Below are 18,039 nucleotides of genomic sequence, written 5' to 3'. Positions count from 1 at the left end.
GCGGCCGCTCGTCACGCCCCGAGGTAGCGCAGCACGGCCAGCACCCGGCGGCTGTACCCGGCCGTGCGGGGTAGGTCGAGCTTGTCGAACAGGGCGTTCAGGTGCTTCTCGACGGCGCTCAGCGACAGGTGCAGGCGCTGGGCGATCGCGGCGTTGGTGTGGCCCTCGGCGAGCGCCTCGAGCACGGTGCGCTCGCGCGGGGTGAGCCGGGCCAGCGGGTCGGCGTGCTCGGTGCGCACCACCAGGCGGCGGACCACCTCGGGATCGATCACCGCACCGCCGGAGCCGACCCGGGTGAGCGCGTCCAGGAACTCCTCCACCTCGGCCACCCGGTCCTTGAGCAGGTACCCGACCCGCTCCGCGCCGGACGCCAACAGCTGGGCGGCGTAGCCGCGTTCGATGTGCTGGGAGAGCACCAGCACGCCGACCCCGGGCCGGCTCTCCCGGATCCGCACCGCGGCCCGCACCCCCTCGTCGGTGTGCGTGGGCGGCATCCGGATGTCGACCACCACCACGTCCGGCGGCTCCGCGTCCACCGCGGCGAGCAGCGCCTCGGCGTCGCCGACGGCGGCCAGCACCTGGTGGCCCTCCTCGGCGAGCAGCCGGACCAGGCCCTCCCGCAGCAGCGTCGAGTCCTCGGCGACGATCACCCGCATGGCAGCTCCGCAGTGACGACGGTGGGGCCCCCGGCGGGGCTGTGGACGTTCAAGGTCCCGTCGAGCGCGGCGACCCGGCCGCGCAGCCCCGACAGGCCGCCGCCCGCCGGATCCGCGCCGCCCCGCCCGTCGTCCTCGACCCGGACGGTGAGTCGCTCGCCGTCCCGCTGCACCGCGACCTCGATCGCCCCGGCGGCGGAGTGCTTGGCGGCATTGGTGACGCACTCGCTGACCACGAAGTACGCGGCGGTGAGCACCGGCCCGGGCAGCGTCCCGCCCACCCGGTGCCGCACTCGCAACGGGATCGGGCAGCGCTCGGCGAGACCGGTCAGCGCCTCGTCCAGGCCCAGGGTGTCCAGCGCGGACGGGTAGACCCGCCAGGCGACCTCGCGCAGCTCCGTGAGCACCTCGGCGGCCTCCCGGTGCGCCTGCCGCAGCAACTCGTCGGTCCGCTGCGGGTCCCCGCCGCGCCGGGCCCGGCCCAGTAGCAGCCGCAGCGCGACCAGCCGCTGCTGGACGCCGTCGTGCAGATCGCGCTCGATCCGCCGCCGCTCGGCGTCCACGGCGTGCAGCACGGCGGCCCGGCTGTCGGCGAGCTCGGCGATCCGCCGGCGCAGCAGCTCGGCCTCGGACGGGCCGAAGCACTCCCGGGCCAGCCGCGCGTCCAGCTCGGCCAGCGAGGCCAGGCCCTGTACGGCGAGGAACAGCAGGACGCCGCCCAGCAGCACCTGCCCGAGCAGATCCGCGACGCTCAGCGTGCCGCGCAGCACCCCCGCCGCGAGCAGCACCACCAGCACCGCCCCGAACCCGATCAGGCCCAGCACCAGGCCCGCCACCAGCCCGACACCGGTCCGCCGGGCCAGGTACCGCAGCACCTTCCGGCCGTCGGCCCGGTAGTGCTCGGGGAACCGGTCCCCGAACCACGCCACCCGCCGGGCCCGCTCCACGCCGGCCAGCCGGACGACGCCGCCCTGCCACGCGGTCCGGGCCCGAGCCCCTGTGCCCGGCCAGGGCAGCAGCGGCCCCAGCACCGCACCGGCCAGCACCAGGTACAGCGCCGCGAACGGCGCGGTCAGCATCCCCAGCAACCCGCCGACGGCCCGGCGCGGCACGGGAACGGTCTCCGTCACGATCGGTTCCTCCCCCATGGAACGAGAGCCTACTGTCCGTCATGATCGGTCGTCGGTCGACGACTTGACGCATCGCCGAGAAGGACCCGCCGCCGGCGGTGCCCGGGCTCTGCCCGCCGCCGGACGCGCGCGAAATCCGGTGGCCGCCGTCCCCGCCGCGTCCCTGGGGTCGCCGCCATGGCGTACAACACGGTCGACCCGGCGACGATGACACCGGAGATGGCGGCGCAGATCCGCACCTGGCGCTGCGACGAGGACTACAGCTGGCGCGCCGTGGCCCGGGCCGCGACCGACCTGTGGGGCTCCGACAGGGGCAGCAACCAGCTCTACGGCGAGGACCTCTGCACGGCCGCGGCGAAGCTGCTGGGCGAGAACATCGACCGGGAGCCGTGGAACTGAACGACCGGGTCTCGGCTCCGGTGGGCGGACCGGACACCGGCGGCTGTCCGTGAGCGACCGCCCGCCGCCCGTCGTCGTCCCCCGACCTGCCGCGACGGCATCCGCCGCAGGCCCGGCGCCCGGCCGTTCAGCGGGCCCGGCGGTGCCGGGAGTCGCGGCTGCGCAGGCGCAGGCCCAGGTAGACCGCGATGGCGATCAGGGCGAGGACCAGGACGGTCTTGGAGAAGATGCCGACGTAGCCCTCGACCACGTCCCAGCGGTCGCCGAGGACGTAGCCGGCCATCACCAGCACGGTGTTCCAGGCGAGGCTGCCGACGGCGGTGAGGGCGGTGAAGCGGGCCAGGGCCATCCGTTCGACGCCGGCGGGGACGGAGATCAGGCTGCGGAAGATCGGCACCATCCGGCCGAGCAGGACGGCCTTGGTGCCGTGCCGGGCGAACCAGGCTTCGGTGCGCTCCAGGTCGGAGACCTTGACGAGCGGGAGCCGGGCCCAGATCGCGTGCATCCGGTCGCGGCCGAAGACCGCGCCGAGCAGGTAGAGGGCGAGCGCGCCCGCCACCGAGCCGGCGGTGGTCCAGCCGAGGGCCGACAGCAGACTGAGGGTGCCGCGGCCGGCCGCGAAGCCGGTGAGCGGCAGGATCACCTCGCTGGGCAGCGGCGGGAACAGGTTCTCCAGGGCGATGGCGAGTCCGGCGCCGGGTCCGCCGAGGGTGTCGACCAGGCCGGCCGCCCAGCCGGCGACGCCGTCGGTGGGCGTCTGTGCGGTCGCCAGGGAAATGAGCTGCATGACCGGGATCTCCTCAGATGGGCACTCCCCCGGGCGGTTCTCCCGGGGGCGTCACTCATCCTGGAATCCGCAGCTCAGCGGCGGTACGCGGTTTCCCACCCAGCCGGATTACGGGTTTCCGCACCCCCGGACACGCCGCGGCCCCCGGTGGAGGAGCTCCACAGGGGGCCGGACGGCGGACGAGGCGACTTAGTAGCCCCGCCAGTAGGCGCCGTAGCCACGGGCGGCGGCCATGTTGTCCATGGAGCCGTAGCGGGCGTCGCAGTAGCGCGAGCTGGCGATCAGGTTGTCGACGGGGTTCCGGATGTCGGTGTGACCGGGCAGCGCGTAGGCGCGGAAGGTCGGCTGGATCATCTGGGTCAGGCCGATCGACGGGGTGCCGTTCTTGGCGTTGATGTCCCAGTTGTTGATCGCGTTCGGGTTGCCCGAGGACTCGGCGATCGCCGCGGCGCGCATCGCCTTCGCGGACGGGACGGGCTTGCCGGCGGCGGCCAGCACGTCACGGGCCTCGGCGATCCAGCCGTCCAGGTTGTTCGCGTAGGTCGGCTTGGCGGGCGCCGGCGCGGGCTCCGGGGCCGGAGCCGGAGCCGGGGCGGGGGCAGGCGCGGGCTCGGGCGCGGGGGCCGGCTCGGGCTGCGGCTGCGGCTGCGGCTCGGGCTGGGGGGCGGGCTGCTGCTCCTGCGGCTGCTGCTCCGGCTGGGTCTGCGGCTGCTGCTGGTCCTGCGGCTGCTGCTCGGCGTTCTGGCCGTCGGTGGCGACCGCCGCGGTCTCGGCCTTGGCGGGCGCCGGGGAGGCGACCGCCTGGCTCATGGGCAGCAGGGCGCCGACGGCGATGGCGCCGGCCAGGCCCACGCCGAGGAAGGCGTCGGGCATCCGGTGGTGGCCCATCCGGATCTGCGGCAGTCGGCCGAGATTGGTCTTGATGCGTCGCATGTCGAGTACCTCCGAGAGTCGTGTTCCAGGTCACGCCGCACCCGGGCTGGACATGGCGGAACTCCGCGGTACTGCGGGGTTCCTCGGCCCGGGACGGCCGGCCCGGCGGCTCGTGCTCACCGGGGACGCGGCGCCGCACTGGTGTGTGGCGGTCTGCTGCGTCGTGAAGCCCCGTGAGCATCTGAACGGCTCGGGGCACAACCACGACATTGCCTGAGCCCCCAACCCAGCGGCAAACAACCCGAAATGGGGCACCTCGGACCCGTCGACCAGCCTGCTTCCCTTGCGCGACAAGGGATCTGGCGGCCCGCCGGGGCCGACTTTCCCAGCTGCTTATGAGGAGGCTCACAGGACGCTCCCAGGAAGCGCCAACCCCGCCCGGCGACACGGAATTTGGGCCCGCGCCCAAGCGCGCCAAGGCCTCCGGGCCACCCCGGGCCCGCCGCCGGACCGCATCCGCCCGGCCCGCCCTGTGACCCCGGCCACCGGCCGTCCGCTGTGGCCCGGCTCTCACCCCGGCCACCCGCCGCAGCCGCCCCGCCACCCGCCGCGCCCGACCTGTGACGGGGGCCACCGCCGACCCCCGCGAACGCCCCCGCCCGCCTGTGGCCCGGACCACCCGCGCCGCCGCACCGCCGCCGTCCGCCTGTGACCGGGGCCACCCACGCCGCCGCACCGCCGCCGCCCGCCTGTGACCGGGGCCACCCGCCGACCCCGGCGAACGACCGTTCGGGCACGCCTGGTTGACTGCGGCGGGAGGTCAGGTGGAAGCGTTGGTCGCGGCGTTCGCGCCGATCTGGGTGCTGACGGCGGTCGGCTGGGCAGCCGGGCGGACCGGGCTGCTGGGCGGGGACGCCGAGACGGTGCTCGGCCGGTTCGTGTTCCACGTGGCGATGCCGGCCGCCCTGTTCACGGTGGTGGCCCGCACCGATCTGGCGGGGTTCGCCAACACCTCGATGCTGGCGTTCGCCGCCGGGACGCTGGTCGCCTCGCTGCTGGGCCTGCTGGCGGGCCGCCGCCTGTTCCCGCGCGGGTCCGCCGAGCGGACGGTGGCGGTGATGACGGCGGGCTACGTGAACTCGGGCAACCTCGGCATCCCGGTGGCCGCGCAGGTGCTCGGCGACGCGTCCTTCGTCGCGCCGGTGCTGCTGTTCCAGGTGCTGCTGGTGACCCCGGTCATGCTGGCGCTGCTGGACGCGGCCACCGGCTGCGCCGCCCGCCCGGCCGAGCGGCTGCGCCGGCTGGCGCTGCTGCCGCTGCGCAACCCGGTGATCCTCGGCGCGGGCCTGGGCGCGCTGTTCTCGGCGGCGCACTGGCGGCTGCCCGGCCCGCTCGCGCACCCGGTGGACCTGCTGGGCGGCGCGGCCGTCCCCGCCGCGCTGGTCACCCTCGGCCTGTCCCTGCACGCCCCGCCCGGCGCGGCCCCGCAGCGCCCGGACCGCGCCGAGCTGGCCGTCACGGTGCTGCTGAAGACCGCCGTCCAGCCGCTGGCCGCGCTGGCGGTGGGCGCGCTGCTGCTGCACCTGCCGGGCCCGCAGCTGCTGGCGGTGGTGCTGCTGTCGGCGCTGCCGACCGCGCAGAACGTGTACGTGTACGCGCGGCTGTACGGGGCGGCGCCGGTGCTGGCGCGCTCCTCGGTGCTGATCTCCACGGTGCTGTCGATGCTCACCCTGTCGGGCATCGCCTGGGCGCTGGGCGGACGTTGACCGTCGACCGCCTGTGCGGCAGGTCACAGGCTTCGCCCCGGCCCGGCCCGCTCACGTAGAGTTCGCCGGTATCCATGGGGAGATAGAGGAAGCATCCGCAGTGACGAACGCGCAGACCCAGCCGGCCACCGAACCGGTCGAGGACGACATCGACTACGGCAAGGGCATCGACCCCGAGCGGCTTGAGCTGTGCCTGAGCGTGATCGCCGAGCTGGACGAGATCCACGTGGACCACCCGGACGCGATCCGGATCCGGATGGCCGTCGGCGGGATCTTCCGCACTCTCAAGCAGCGCCGCCGGCAGGAGACCCGGGCCCGCAAGACCGCCAACGACCGCGCGGTGACGTCCAGGACCGCGACCGGCGCGCCGGGCCGGATCGACGACGAGACGGCGGGTGCGTTCGGTCTGACCACCGAGACCACCACCGAGCTGGCGGGGATCCTGGAGCGGGCCCGCTCCTGCTACATGTGCAAGCAGCGGTACACCGAGGTGGACGCGTTCTACCACCAGCTGTGCCGCAACTGCGCCGCGCTCAGCCGGCAGCGGCGGACCGCCCGCGCCGACCTGACCGGCAAGCGCGCGCTGCTCACCGGCGGCCGCGCCAAGATCGGCATGTACATCGCGCTGTGCCTGCTGCGCGACGGCGCGCACACCACCATCACCACCCGCTTCCCGAACGACGCGATCCGCCGCTTCTCGGCGATGCCGGACAGCGCCGACTGGATCCACCGCCTGAAGGTGGTCGGCATCGACCTGCGCGACCCCGCGCAGGTGATGGCGCTGGCCGACGAGGTCGCCGCGGACGGCCCGCTGGACATCCTGATCAACAACGCCGCGCAGACCGTGCGCCGCTCCCCCGCCGCCTACCGGGAGCTGCTCGCCGCCGAGTCGGCGCCGCTGCCCGCCGGGGCTCTGCCCGCGTCCACGGTGATCGGCCGGTTCGGCTCCGGCGCCGTGGACGTGCCGGCGCTGCCCGGACAGAGCCGCAACGAGCAGCCCGTGGTGAGCGCCGAGGAGGTCACCGCGCTGGCGCTGGTGACGGGCTCGGCCTCGCCGGAGCGGATCGCCGCGGGCACCGCGATCGACGCCGGCGGCCTGGTGCCGGACCTGGCGGACACCAACAGCTGGGTGCAGACCGTCTCCGAGGTCGGCCCGATCGAGCTGCTGGAGGTGCAGCTCTGCAACTCCACCGCCCCGTTCATCCTGATCAGCCAGCTGCGCCCGGCGCTGGCCGCGTCCCCGGCGCGCCGCAAGTACGTGGTGAACGTGTCCGCGATGGAGGGCGTGTTCGACCGCGGCTACAAGGGCGCCGGCCACCCGCACACCAACATGGCGAAGGCCGCGCTGAACATGCTGACCCGCACCAGCGCGCAGGAGATGTTCGAGACCGACGGCATCCTGATGACCGCCGTCGACACCGGCTGGATCACCGACGAGCGCCCGCACCCGGACAAGATGCGCCTGCACGAGGAGGGCTTCCACGCCCCGCTCGACCTGGTGGACGGCGCGGCCCGGGTGTACGACCCGATCGTCCGCGGTGAGCTGGGCGAGGACCTGTACGGTTGCTTCCTGAAGGACTACCAGAAGGGCAAGTGGTGACGGACGCTCAACTCCCGGTCGGTCCGCACTCGCTGGCGCCGCTGGTCGGCGCGGGCGTGATCGTGCCGACCGGGGACGGCCGGGTGCTGATCGGACGGCGCACCACGGCCGGCGAGTCGCCGACCTGGAGCCTGCCGGGCGGCAAGGTCGACCACCCCGGCGAGTCGTTCGAGCAGGCCGCGGCCCGCGAGTTGGCCGAGGAGACCGGCATCGTGCTGCCCGCCGGGCAGATGCGGCTGCTGGCGGTGCTCCTCGACCACGAGCTGGGCCGGACCAGGGTGACGGCGGCGGTACTGGCCCCGCCGAGCCTGGCCGAGGCGCTGGTCACCGAGCCGCACGCGTGCGCCGGTTGGGAGCGCGTCCCGGTGGACGCGCTGCCCGAGCCGATGTTCTACCCGTCCGCCCAGGTGCTGGCCGCCTGGCTGCCCGAGTACCGCGCCCCGGGCGGCACCTGGCGCTACCCCGCCTGACGGCCGCCACGGCCTCCTGACGGGCCGTCACGCCGCTCTGGCGGGCGGGGTGCCACCGCCTGTCCGGCGGGCGCCCTCAGGCCCGCCTGGCGGCCCGCAGCGGGGCGCCGCGGCCCGTGCCCTCCCGCCGCACCAGCAGGATGAAGGTCCGGGCCCAGGCCCGGCCGCCGGTCACCCGCGGCCAGTCCAGCCCGGCGAGCGCCGCGGACGCGGCGGCGTGCGGTGCGCCGTTCACCCGGACTTCGGCGGTCTGCTCGCCGTCCCCGCCGCCGAACAGCACCTTGATGCCGACGAGTTGGTCCCGGCCGAGGTCGCCGCCCAGCGCGGGGGCGAGGGCCGGCGGCAGCGGGTTGCGCACCAGCCAGTCCTGGACGGCGTGGTAGCGGGCGCCGGTGCCCCAGCCGACCACGCCACCGTGGATGGCGTGCCAGCCGGGCATGCCGTCCGGGTCGCGCGGGTCGAGGTGGCCGGCGAACCGGCCGTTGTGGGCGACGAGTTCGATCAACGAGACGCCGGTGGTGGCCGCCCACACCTCGATGCCGCGGCGCACCGGGTCCCGGTCGCCGTCGCCGATGCCGGTCACGCAGTCCCGGACGGCCGTCTCCGGACGGTCACGGTCCGCGAGGAACACCAAGTCCAAATGGTGCGGATGCGGATCGTCCGATTCTGCGAGTCGGACCGCCATGCCTCCCGGCCCCCGGACCTCGACCCCGCCCTCCCCCTCGACCCGCCACGGCTCGCCGTGCAGTGCCGACAGTTCGTCTGCCACTGCACCCAACACGACCTGCGCGGACGGCCGTTCGGCGCTTCTCCCGGCGGCGTCCGGACCGGTCCCGGACCGGCCGCGCCACCATGATCCCCATGCCATGCGCACACCGTAGTCAGGTCCCGGTTTGCCGACAATGCGGATAACACTCGGGTTTGGCAGGTGGTCGGCGGCGTGCGGTATGTGTATCGTCGCAATGCGCTATCAGGGACTTACCGCGGGCAGCAGCTGGGGGCGGGCAAATGGCGGTGCAACTACCATCGGGGCTCAACGGGGTCATAGGCCTGCTCGGCGTACGGTTCCCCGATGCCAATGAAGACGAACTGAACCAACTGGCCAGCCAGCTGGAGAAGTTCGCGAGTGCTCTGGACTCCGCCCAGATGGCGGCCGACAAGGCACTGACGATGCTTCACGAGGTCTACAAGGGCTCGTCGGCGGACCGACTGTCCGAGCTGTGGAGCACCATCACCAAGTACTCCAAGGTGATCGTCGAGGCGTGCCAGACGATCGCCAAGGTGCTGCATGCCGCAGCAGTGGTGATCGAGGTGGCGAAGACCCAGTCGATCGTCCAGCTCTTCTCCATCCAGGCGAGCCTGGCGGCGGCCTCGTCGACCGGCCCGTGGAGCACCGCGGCGGTGCTCCGGCTCGGCCGCGAGCTGATGAACCGGCTGCTGTCCGAGGCGGTCAGCCGGCTCGGCCACACGCTGCTCCAGCCGATCGAGGACATGATCGTCAAGGCGGCGCAGCACATCGTGCCGACCCCGGCCAACAACTCCAACGGCCAGGGCTTCAACGTCGATCTCGCCCAGGTCGCCTCCTGCGCGGCCGACCTGCGCCGCGGCGCGGACGACATCGAGTCGCACGGCATGGACTTCAAGCGGATCGTGTCGGGCCTGAAGATGGGCGGGTCCGGCGACCCGTTCGGCAAGCTGGTGATCCAGGTCGCCCAGAAGATCCTGCAGACCATCGCCGAGGACGTGCTCAAGCGCATCCTGGGCTCGTTCCGGGACACCGCCGGCAAGATGGACAAGCTGGCCGGCAACCTCAGCGAGAACGAGGCCAGCAACCGGACGTCGCTGAACAGCATCGCCTCCATGGTGGCGAACCCGCTCAGCCCGGACCTGTCGACCGGCACCGGCCTCAATTCGGCCGGCACGCCCCGGATCGGCGGGGGCGGCGGCTCCTCGGACGCCGGGCTGGCCGCGTCGTTCGCCGCACTGTCGCCCAAGCTCGGCCCGGTCGGCGGCTCGTCCTCGCGCGGCGGCAGCGGCAGCGGGGTCAACACGCTGGGCCTGAAGGAGCCGAACCTCAAGGGCATCGGCGCCGCGCTCGGCGGCCACTCCGGTGGCGGCGGCGGTGGCGGCGGTGGGGCGGACTCGCCCGGCGTCGGCGGAGCCGGAGCGGCCGGAGGCTTCGCCACCCGGCTCACCCCGCCCGGCGGCAGCGGCTCCAAGACCGGTGCCATGCGCCTGGGCACCAGCCTGGAGGGCGACCACCACGAGGGTGTGTCGGGCGTCGGCTCCGGCTCGGGCTCCGGCGGCGGTACCGGCACCAGCACCGCGGGCCTGGCCGGCCGTCCCCCGATGGCCGGCGGCATGATGGGCGGAATGCACATGGCCGGCGGCGGCAGCTACGGCCCGGTCGGCGGCAGCGGCATCCGCGGCGCGCAGCGCCGCAGCGGCGGCGGCCAGGGCGGCAACGGCGGTGCGAACGGCAACGGCAGTGAGAACGGCGAGAACCCCGCCGACGGCGTGATCTCCGACGCGAGCGCGTCGGCCGCGCACTCCGCCCTGCAGCTCGGCCGGGTCGCCCCGGTCCGCCGCGAGCCCGGGGAGGAACGCGCCGAGCGCGACGACCGCTACGACGACGACTTCGACGCGGACCTCACCGACCTCCCCGACTTCACCGAGTTCTCCGACCCCGCCTGACCCACCACTCCAAGGGCCCCGCGCCCGGGCACCCGCCCGGCCGGGGCCCTTGGCGTTGCCCAGCGCTGTTTTTGACAGCACGTCGGCCGCCAACGCACAGACCTCAGCAACCCCAACAGTTCCGCCGGCCCCACCCCGCTACTTCCCGCCGCCCTCCACGCATTGGCGCCCACGGCACCGCATCACTCCCGACAGCTCCCCGTCATCCACTTCCCACCCTCCCGTCCCATCTCCCCCACCCGCCCCAACAGTTCCTCCAGCCCCACCCTGCTGTCTCCTCCGCGCCACTTCCCGCCCCCTCCCACGTATTTGGCGCCCCCGGCGCCCCATCACTCCCAGGAGCTCCCCGTCATCCACTTCCCACCCTCCTGCCCCATCTCCCCCACCCACCCCAACAGTTCCTCCAGCCCCACCCTCCTGTTTCCTCCGTGCCACTTCCCTTGAATTGACCGTGAACGGTAAACTTTCCCCCTTGGTGGTATGGACCACGAACGAAGGCGGTGGCTAGGGTCGTTTTCGGCCCGCACCCTCGAACCTGCGACGGGACATGTCCGTGACCGACACTCTGGCGGTGCCTGACGCCGACGGTGCCCGCTACGAGGCCGACCGGCTCGATGCGACGGCCGCCTGGGTCGCCCGGCACCGTCCGCCCGGTAGTGGCTCGCTGGCCGAACTCGGCGCGCGCGACGGCGCGTTGACCGGTCGGCTGCTCAAGGCCGGCTACACCGTGCACGCCGCCGAGCCCGATCCGGCGTTGCGCCAGCGCCTGCTCTCTGCGTTCGGCCGCCGCACCCGCCTGCGGCTGAGCGCGGCCGACCTGGCCGCCCCGCCGCCGGTGCGCCGGCGCTTCGGGGCGGTGCTGCTGATCGAGGCCCTGCAGGCCGGCCAGGACCTGGAGCTGCTGCACGCCCTGCGCACCGACCTGCTGTTCGTCGCGCTCGCCCCGTCCGCCCTGGACGGGCGCCTGCGGCCCTGGCTGTCCGCCCAGCAGGGCTGGCTCCTGGTCGAGGAGATCGATCTCGCGGCCCCGCGCGCCGCCGCCTCCTGCCGCCCGGCCCCGGGCAGCCGCGGCATCCTGCTCCGCCGCTCCGTCTGACTCCCCGTCATCGCCGAACAGGAATACGCTGACCGCCGTGTCGATCTCCGGAACCGCCTCCTACGCCGACCGCGCCGCTCTGCCCGAACCGGTCGTCCGCGCCGTCGAGTTGGCCGAGCGTCTCGGCTTCGCCCAGTCCTGCCGCCCGGAGCACGGCCGGCTGCTCCGGGCGCTGGCGGGCGGCGCGGCGGGCCGGATCGGCGAGACCGGCACCGGCTGCGGTGTCGGCCTGGGCTGGCTGCTGGCCGGGCGGCGGCCGGGGGTGCGGGTGGTGAGTGTCGAGCGGGAGGCCGAACGGGTCGCGGCCGTCCGGGAGTTGTTCGCCGACGTCCCCGACCTGGAGATCGTGCACGGCGACTGGACGGCGGTCGCCGCGCACGGCCCGTTCGACCTGCTGGTGCTGGACGGCGGCGGCAACGGCAAGCAGTCCCCGCCCGCCGACCCGGACCTGCTGCTGACCGCGGCCGGCACCCTGGTGGTCGACGACCTGACGCCTCTCACCGCCTGGCCGCCGACCCACCAGGGCCGTCCGGACACCGGCCGCACCGCCTGGTACGACCATCCGTCACTGCTCACCACCGAGGTCCGGCTCGCCCCGGACCTCGCCACCCTGCTGGCCACCCGCCGCCCCTGAGCGGCCGTCAGAACTCAGTACCCGACGGCCTCCCGGAGCAGCAGCACGATGCCCTGGGTGAACCGGGTCGGCGCGTTGAACACCATCAGCTGGTTGACGGCGCTGGGCACGCCGTAGGCGGCCTCGGTGCGGGCGGTCTCCAGCGGGAGGGCGTGCTCCTCCAGGCGGCGCAGCGCGGCGGGCAGGTCGGGGGCGATCTTCTGCGCGCCGACGATCCAGATCGCGCGAGCGGCGCCGCCGGTGTACGCGGGCAGTTGGCTGCCGCTGCCGGAGGCGACCACCAGGGAGCCGGTCTCGGTGAGCGCGGCGACGCTGCCGATCACCACGTCGGGGGTGGCGAGCAGGTGCCGGATCCCGTCCGCCTCGCTCTCCCGGTCCATGGTCAGCACTTGGGGCTTGACGGACCGGGGGTAGCGGTCGCCGTTGAGGTCGTCGTCGATGCCGGACAGCCGCAGCGTCTCGCTGGCCGTGGTGTAGACGCTGGCCTTCTCCGCGACGAGTTCCCGGACCCGGGCGCGGGCGGCTTCGGCGTCCGCCAGGATCTCCACGCCGAAGCCGCGGGCGGCGAGCGCGTCGGCCGTCCGCTCCAGGCGCTCCGCGGAGACCGGCTCGGTGTACTGGGTGGCCGGCGCCGCGGCCTGCTCGGGCGCGGACCCGGCGAGCGGGCTGGTGTCCAGGTAGCGGAGCTCGTAGACCCGCTCGGTGAACCGCCAGCCGTCCGGAGTGCGCCGGTAACGGTCGTGGTAGATCGCGTAGTTGAGGCCCTGGATACCATTGCGCAGCCGGGCGATCTCGTGCATGTGGGCGCGGCCGGTGGCGGTGTCGCCGTCGATCACGATCGCGCCGGGGTGGGTGTTCTGCACGAAGAACTCCCACTGCTCCTGGAGCTTCTCGCCGCCGAGCCGGATCTGCTCGGGGCCGGTCAGCTCGATCGGGACGTTGGGCATCCGCAGCACGCCGTCCGCGGTGAACAGCGCGGCGAGCCGGGCCCGGTCCCGCATCATCGCCGCGTCGGTGAACTCGGCCTGCAGCGCCTGGATCTCGACGCGGTCGGCGGTCGCCTGAAAGGTGGTCATCGGATTCTCCGTTCGTCTTCCTGACCAGTACGACAAGGCGGCCGCACGGAATGTGAGGCGGCGGCGCGACGTCACATTCCGACCCGCTGTTCCGTCGTACCGATCGGGAGCCCGGGACCGGGCCCCGACCGACGAGGAGTGCGAGGCAGCGTGAACGAGACCCACGAGGACGAGCTGGACGACGCGATCATGGGCGAGCGCCGCCGGCTGACCAACCTGGCGTACCGGCTGCTCGGTTCGCTGGCCGACGCCGAGGACGTCGTGCAGGAGACGTACGCCCGCTGGTACGCGCAGTCCGAGCAGCAGCGGGCCGCGATCGAGTCGCCCGGCGGGTGGTTGACCACGGTGGCCGGGCGGATCTGCCTCAACCTGCTGGGCTCCGCGCGGGCGCGCCGGGAGCGCTACGTGGGCGAGTGGATCCCCGAGCCGCTGCCCGCGCACCGGGAGGGGGCTGCCGGGGCGGCGGCCGACCCCGCGGACCGGATCACCCTGGACGAGTCGGTGCACATGGCGTTCCTGGTGGTGCTGGAGTCGATGACGCCGGCGGAGCGGGTCGCGTTCGTGCTGCACGACATCTTCCAGTACCCGTTCGCCGAGGTGGCGGAGGTCCTGGGCCGGTCCGCGGCGGCCTGCCGCCAGCTGGCGACCTCGGCCCGCCGCCGGATCCGCGCCTCGCCGGCGCCCGCCACGCCGTCGAGCGCCCAGGCGGGCATCGTGCGGGACTTCAAGCGGGCCTGGGAGGCGAAGGACGTCAGGTCGCTGATGGACCTGCTGGACCCCGACGCCACGGTGATCGCCGACGGCGGCGGCCTGGTCGGCGCCCTGCTGGAGCCGCTGACCGGCCGGGAGAACATCGTCCGCGCCTATCTCGACGTCGCCCGCTTCGTGCCCGGGACGACCTTCCTGGAGCGCACCGTCAACGGCCAGCCGGGCCTGATCGCCCAGCAGGGCGGCGTCACCGTCACGGTCTTCGCGTTCCGGATCGTCGACGCCCGGATCACCCACATCTGGGGCGTGCGCAACCCGGAGAAGCTGCGCCCCTGGACGAGTGCCGACGCCTGACGCCCCGCCGGCCCCCGTGCCCGCACAGGGGCCGGCTACTGCCAGGTCCTCCCGTCCAGCAGCTCGCGCACGATGTCGAGGTGCCCGTTGTGCCGGGAGGTCTCCTCGATCAGGTGGAGCAGGATCCACCGCAGGTCCATGTGCAGCCCGCTGCGGGACGACCGCACGGCCTTCGCGTCCAGGTCGTGCTCGGCGACCAACTTCCGGAAGCGGACGCTCTGTTCCTCGTACTCCGCGAGCAGCTGCTCCAACGGGACGTCGACCGCCGTGCGCATCTCCGGGTCCGGGTCCTCCTCGGTGGCCCCGGCCAACGGCCCGACCAGCTCCTCCCCGAGGAACACCGCCTCCAGCCACCAGTGCTCGTTCCACCGCAGGTGGCTGATCAGTCCGCACACCGTCATCAGCGGCGAGTCCGGCAGTGGCGACCGCCGGGCGTCCTCGGCGGAGATCCCCTCGCACTTGGCGCGTGCGGTGGCCCGGGCGTAGTCGAGGAAGGTGGTCAGCTGGGTGCGCTCGTCCCAGGTGGGAGGCGTGTCGGTTCGCTCAGTCATCGCGCGCAGTCTGCCGCAGGCCCGACGATCCGTCGACGAGTTTTCGGCCCGCCCGGCGGGAGCAGCTCAGCCCCTGTGCGCACAGGACGGTGCCGGTCGGGCCTGCCGAGCGGACTCACCCCGCCCGACTGGCCCGTCCCGCACCGGCGTTGACTGCTCGCGGCGTCACATCAGCTGGGCGACCCCGCCGTAGCAGCCCGCCTGCGCGTCGGTGACGGCCGTGTCGTCGCCGCCGGGGTTCCACCGGGGGCTGGCGACGACACCGGGGTCGAGCAGGCGCCAGCCCTGGAAGAGCGTGGTGACCTCCTCCTGGCTGCGGGCCTGGAGGTCGGTGCCGGAGCTGCGGTAGACGTTCTCCATCCGGGCGGTGGCCTCGGGGTCGAAGTCGGCCGTGAAGTGGGTGATGACGAGGTAACTGCCCGGCGCGAGGCGCGAGGTGAACGCCTCGACCACGTCGAGGGCGCTCTGCTCTGGCCGGTCGGCGACGAAGTGCAGCACGGCGACCATGCTGAGCGCGACGGGCCGGTCCAGGTCCAGCGTCCGCGAGGCCGCGTCGAGGATGGTCCGGGCGTCCCGGATGTCGCCCTGGACGTAGTCGGTGCGGCCCTGGGCGGTGCCCTCCAGCAGGGCCTCGGCGTGGGTGAGGACGATCGGGTCGTTGTCCGCGTAGACCACCCGGGCCGCGGCGTTGACGCCCTGGGCGACCTCGTGCAGGTTCGGCGAGGTGGGGATGCCGGTGCCGATGTCGAGGAACTGGTCGATGCCGAGCTCGGCCATGGTCCTGGTGGCGCGGCGCATGAAGGCGCGGTTGGCGTGCGCGGCGAGCCGGGCGTTGGGGAAGGCGTCGAGCGCGCGACCGGCGGCCTCCCGGTCGGCGGGGAAGTTGGTCACGCCGCCCAGGTAGTAGTCGTACATCCGGGCCGAGTGGGCCTGGTGGATGTTGAGGTTGATGCCGATCTGCGGCGTCTGCTGGGCGGTCTCGTCAGCCATCGCGCGTCCCCCTGGTCGCTGAGCGTTCTCCGTCTGCTCCGCCCGAGGGGACATGCCGCGGCACACCCCTCGGGCGGAAGTCATACGATCATTCCCCTATGATCACGCCCGTGAACCGGCCCGGGCAACCGACCTGGTCGCGCCCTGCGGACTCCATGCCCACACCCGCCCCGGCCAACCCCCGCGCGACTCGCCGACCGGGTTCTGCTGCTGACGAAGCCTCAACCGGCCGTCCGACTTTCGCTTCTGTGCCACGGATGTTCGCAGAGTTCCGTTTTCACCACAGGGATCCCGATACGCTGAAATGGTGGTGTGAGGGGGGCACAATCCCCTCGTCAGGGCATCGGCGTCTGGCGCGAAGGAGTCGCGGGCCGCGATCCGGTCGATGCGGGAGGCGCTCCCGCTGGGAGGGGTGGCAGTGGACCCGGAGTTCGGATTGGCGGCACCGCAGCGGCGAGATCAGCTGACGTTCGACGCGTTCTGCGAGACCCACGAGCAGGCGTGGCTCGCCGCGGCGCGCGCCTGCCGACTGTCCGACGAGCAGGCCCACGCCGTGGTCGACGCGGTCCGCGACTGGCTGTGGGGCGACTGGCAGATGCTGCTGCGCGAACCCGCCCCGGCCGCCTCGGCCTGGCGGGTGCTGAAGGAGGAGATCTCCAGGGCGGGACTCGCGGCGACGGCCGACCGCGACCAGCACGGCCCCCAGGACCAGTGGCGGGTGGCGATCCGGACGGCGATGCACCGCATGCACATGGGGTTCGCCTCGGACGTGCTCGGCACCTACGAGGCGATCCTCTCCCTGCCCGAACGCCAGCAGGACGTGATCATCCTCCGCTACGCTCTGGACCTCCGGGACGAAACGGTCGCGGAGTACCTGGACTCGACGGTCGTGACGGTTCGCTCCCACGCCCGCCACGCCGAGAGCCGCCTCAAGGAGAAGCTCGCCCGGAGGAACGCGTGAGCGGAAGATCCGCCGCCACCAGAGTCGCCCTGGAACGCGGCCGGGGCGCGGCCCCGGCCCCGCTGCGCCTGGCGCACCGTCAGGCCCGCCACGAACTGGCCATGCTGTGCTCGCTGATCCTCGCCAACCCGGCGGCGGCCAGCTCCCTCGCCAAACTCGTCGACAGCGAGGTCGAACGCCCCGACGGCGCCCTGGTCCTGGGCGTCCTGCTCAACCTCGCCGACTACGAGGAGGGCGCCCGCTTCTGGTGGGAGTTCGCCGCCGGCGGCGGCAGCCACCTCGCCGCCTCCTGCCTGTGGTTCCTGCACCAGTCCCGCGGCGAGCCCAAGGACGCCAACTTCTGGCGCCTCCAGGCCGAGTCCCTGGCCCAACTCCCCCAGCCTGCCTGGCAGTTGTCCTCCCCCGACCGCCCCCTGGTGTCGCGCAGCGTCCGCGCCGAAATACTCGCCCTCTGCAAGCAGGGCATGTCTCCGCGGCTCCCTCCGCGGCTGGCCGCCGTCCTCAAGTCCCTCCCCGTGGAGGACGACAACGGCGACTGGCCCGAAATCCCGCACTGGAGCCCCGACGTCGTCCACCACCTCCGCGCGGCCACCGAGGACACCCCCCGCTGACCGGTCGGCTCAGGCCCGGACGACCTCGGCGGCGATGCCCTCCAGGACCGCCCCGATACCCTCGCGGAGACTGACGAGGCGGGCCTCGACGATCGCCTCCTCCCGCTCCGGGTTGGCCGCGACGAAAGCGTGCAGCGGGGTGGGCAGGTTGCCCATCCCCATGCCGTGGCGCACCCTGGTCCCGGCGCCCTCGGGGGTCAACTCGTAGAACCAGTGGGCGAAAGCGTCACCCTGCGCGGTGGCGGTGTCCGGCAGCACCGACCAGGCGAAGCGCCGACTCGGGCTGAGCTCGGTGATCCGATTGACGGTCTGCCACCGATGCCCGTCCGCCCTCGCGTTGTGCCCGGCGAAGCACGCCCCCACCGCGGGCCCCTCCGCACCCTCCAACCACTCGGTGCGCTGGAGCTCCGGACTGAACCGCGGCGAGGTCGAGATGTCCGCCACCAGCTCCCACACCCGCTCCGGCGGCGCCGGAATCGTCGCCTCGACCACCACGCCGAATTCGTCGGAGAGTCGCACGTTGCCTCGTTCCTGTCGATCCCGATCCACCCGGCCCACGGCCGGGGCCCTGCTCCCGCCAGGGTGTCATGTACCGACAGCCCACCCGAACGTGGGGCACGATCAGGTCCGGCGCCGCACTCCCGCTACCCGGGCCTCGACCGGCAGCACAGTCACGCCCCGTC

The 18,039-nt window shown here is 73.6% G+C and carries 19 protein-coding genes; 10 read left to right on the top strand and 9 right to left on the bottom strand.

Translation table 11 applies throughout. From position 1 onward, the window contains the following. Positions 1-11: 11 nt before the first annotated feature. Complete coding sequence (locus ACI1MP_RS31270; RefSeq protein WP_402510167.1) at positions 12-656, bottom strand: response regulator; 645 nt, start codon at positions 654-656, stop codon at positions 12-14. Next, positions 647-1,786 carry a sensor histidine kinase gene (locus tag ACI1MP_RS31265; protein ID WP_404870046.1) on the bottom strand — a complete coding sequence of 380 codons (1,140 nt, stop codon included), beginning with the start codon at positions 1,784-1,786 and terminating at the stop codon, positions 647-649. Before ACI1MP_RS31265 ends, ACI1MP_RS31270 begins: the two co-directional genes overlap by 10 nt. A gap of 177 nt (positions 1,787-1,963) precedes the next feature. On the opposite strand from ACI1MP_RS31265, the gene ACI1MP_RS31260 reads away from it, so the two are divergent. Continuing rightward, positions 1,964-2,185, top strand: a complete 222-nt coding sequence (locus tag ACI1MP_RS31260) for a hypothetical protein (RefSeq protein WP_404870045.1) — start codon at positions 1,964-1,966, stop codon at positions 2,183-2,185. Positions 2,186-2,312: 127 nt separating this feature from the next. Here the strand turns inward: ACI1MP_RS31260 and ACI1MP_RS31255 are convergent, their stop codons facing one another. Together ACI1MP_RS31255 and ACI1MP_RS31250 are read right to left on the bottom strand one after the other, a co-directional pair. Further along, entirely contained in the window at positions 2,313-2,972 is a 660-nt protein-coding gene (locus ACI1MP_RS31255) for a DedA family protein (protein ID WP_100585174.1), read from the bottom strand. A 189-nt stretch (positions 2,973-3,161) separates the two neighbouring features. Beyond that, the gene (locus ACI1MP_RS31250; RefSeq protein WP_404870044.1) at positions 3,162-3,905 is read right to left on the bottom strand and encodes a transglycosylase SLT domain-containing protein; all 744 of its coding nucleotides are present in this window, start codon (positions 3,903-3,905) and stop codon (positions 3,162-3,164) included. 764 nt (positions 3,906-4,669) lie between these two features. On the opposite strand from ACI1MP_RS31250, the gene ACI1MP_RS31245 reads away from it, so the two are divergent. From ACI1MP_RS31245 to ACI1MP_RS31235, 3 genes are all read left to right on the top strand, one after another. Further along, on the top strand, positions 4,670-5,611 hold the full coding sequence (locus ACI1MP_RS31245) for an AEC family transporter (RefSeq protein WP_404870043.1): 942 nt from the start codon (positions 4,670-4,672) through the stop codon (positions 5,609-5,611). Between the two features lie 100 nt (positions 5,612-5,711). Continuing rightward, entirely contained in the window at positions 5,712-7,211 is a 1,500-nt protein-coding gene (locus ACI1MP_RS31240; protein WP_100585170.1) for an SDR family NAD(P)-dependent oxidoreductase, read from the top strand. After that, a complete protein-coding gene (locus tag ACI1MP_RS31235) occupies positions 7,208-7,681 on the top strand; it encodes an NUDIX hydrolase (protein WP_404870042.1) in 474 nt (157 codons plus the stop codon). The genes ACI1MP_RS31240 and ACI1MP_RS31235 overlap by 4 nt, the downstream gene beginning before the upstream one ends. A gap of 76 nt (positions 7,682-7,757) precedes the next feature. Here the strand turns inward: ACI1MP_RS31235 and ACI1MP_RS31230 are convergent, their stop codons facing one another. Continuing rightward, positions 7,758-8,366 (bottom strand): DUF6348 family protein, encoded by a 609-nt coding sequence (locus tag ACI1MP_RS31230; protein ID WP_404870857.1) that lies wholly within the window; start codon positions 8,364-8,366, stop codon positions 7,758-7,760. Positions 8,367-8,689: 323 nt separating this feature from the next. Here ACI1MP_RS31230 and ACI1MP_RS31225 point away from each other — a divergent pair, with 323 nt between their 5' ends. From ACI1MP_RS31225 to ACI1MP_RS31215, 3 genes are all read left to right on the top strand, one after another. Continuing rightward, a complete protein-coding gene (locus ACI1MP_RS31225; protein ID WP_404870041.1) occupies positions 8,690-10,375 on the top strand; it encodes a hypothetical protein in 1,686 nt (561 codons plus the stop codon). Positions 10,376-10,928: 553 nt separating this feature from the next. After that, positions 10,929-11,471 carry a hypothetical protein gene (locus tag ACI1MP_RS31220; RefSeq protein ID WP_152644867.1) on the top strand — a complete coding sequence of 181 codons (543 nt, stop codon included), beginning with the start codon at positions 10,929-10,931 and terminating at the stop codon, positions 11,469-11,471. 37 nt (positions 11,472-11,508) lie between these two features. Further along, the gene (locus tag ACI1MP_RS31215) at positions 11,509-12,105 is read left to right on the top strand and encodes an O-methyltransferase (RefSeq protein ID WP_404870040.1); all 597 of its coding nucleotides are present in this window, start codon (positions 11,509-11,511) and stop codon (positions 12,103-12,105) included. A gap of 14 nt (positions 12,106-12,119) precedes the next feature. Here the strand turns inward: ACI1MP_RS31215 and ACI1MP_RS31210 are convergent, their stop codons facing one another. Beyond that, on the bottom strand, positions 12,120-13,181 hold the full coding sequence (locus ACI1MP_RS31210; RefSeq protein ID WP_404870039.1) for an LUD domain-containing protein: 1,062 nt from the start codon (positions 13,179-13,181) through the stop codon (positions 12,120-12,122). A gap of 189 nt (positions 13,182-13,370) precedes the next feature. Here ACI1MP_RS31210 and sigJ point away from each other — a divergent pair, with 189 nt between their 5' ends. Beyond that, positions 13,371-14,243, top strand: a complete 873-nt coding sequence (gene sigJ / locus ACI1MP_RS31205) for an RNA polymerase sigma factor SigJ (RefSeq protein ID WP_380344674.1) — start codon at positions 13,371-13,373, stop codon at positions 14,241-14,243. A gap of 35 nt (positions 14,244-14,278) precedes the next feature. On the opposite strand, the gene ACI1MP_RS31200 is transcribed toward sigJ, so the two are convergent. Continuing rightward, positions 14,279-14,794, bottom strand: coding sequence for a DinB family protein (locus ACI1MP_RS31200; protein WP_380344664.1), 516 nt, complete (start codon positions 14,792-14,794; stop codon positions 14,279-14,281). A 165-nt stretch (positions 14,795-14,959) separates the two neighbouring features. Beyond that, positions 14,960-15,784, bottom strand: a complete 825-nt coding sequence (locus ACI1MP_RS31195) for an SAM-dependent methyltransferase (protein WP_404870038.1) — start codon at positions 15,782-15,784, stop codon at positions 14,960-14,962. Between the two features lie 412 nt (positions 15,785-16,196). Here ACI1MP_RS31195 and ACI1MP_RS31190 point away from each other — a divergent pair, with 412 nt between their 5' ends. Next, a complete protein-coding gene (locus ACI1MP_RS31190) occupies positions 16,197-16,745 on the top strand; it encodes an RNA polymerase sigma factor (protein WP_404870037.1) in 549 nt (182 codons plus the stop codon). Further along, on the top strand, positions 16,742-17,356 hold the full coding sequence (locus ACI1MP_RS31185) for a hypothetical protein (RefSeq protein ID WP_380344655.1): 615 nt from the start codon (positions 16,742-16,744) through the stop codon (positions 17,354-17,356). The genes ACI1MP_RS31190 and ACI1MP_RS31185 overlap by 4 nt, the downstream gene beginning before the upstream one ends. A 9-nt stretch (positions 17,357-17,365) precedes the next feature. Here the strand turns inward: ACI1MP_RS31185 and ACI1MP_RS31180 are convergent, their stop codons facing one another. Then, positions 17,366-17,875 carry an SRPBCC family protein gene (locus ACI1MP_RS31180; protein WP_380344652.1) on the bottom strand — a complete coding sequence of 170 codons (510 nt, stop codon included), beginning with the start codon at positions 17,873-17,875 and terminating at the stop codon, positions 17,366-17,368. Between the last annotated feature and the right edge of the window lie 164 nt (positions 17,876-18,039).

The organism is Kitasatospora griseola (genome assembly GCF_044999035.1).
Classification (GTDB): Bacteria; Actinomycetota; Actinomycetes; order Streptomycetales; family Streptomycetaceae; genus Kitasatospora; species Kitasatospora griseola.
Note: the sequence above shows the minus strand (reverse complement) of the source record. Positions and strands in the feature narration are given on the sequence as shown.